Source organism: Pseudomonas sp. Pseusp97, assembly GCF_047304025.1.
Lineage (GTDB): Bacteria > Pseudomonadota > Gammaproteobacteria > Pseudomonadales > Pseudomonadaceae > Pseudomonas.
Window position 1 is genome coordinate 1 of sequence record NZ_JBGLYK010000593.1, and the last position, 245, is coordinate 245.

At 60.0% G+C, this 245-nt stretch carries 1 protein-coding gene; it reads left to right on the top strand.

Annotated elements, in window-relative coordinates:
- The coding region (locus tag ACCC94_RS30455; protein WP_413353266.1) for a hypothetical protein at positions 1-245 on the top strand (245 nt) is incomplete at both ends.

The window sequence follows — 245 nt, forward strand, 5'->3', positions numbered from 1 at the left end:
CCCTGGCTGTCCTGGCTCTCCTCGGCCAGGTGGTGTATCTTGTCGCCGTGGGTGTTGTGGTATTCCGACTGGCGCTCGTGGTATTACTGGAGGGTGGTGTTGGCGGGGGCCTGGGTGTCCTGGCTGTGCATGTCGGGACGGGCCGGGCGAACATGCTTTTTTTCGTGTATTTAGCTTTTGCTTTTTTCCAGCTTTTTCGCCGCAGTTTCGTGGGATATCATCGCCCGGCGGTGCGGGACGGGCAC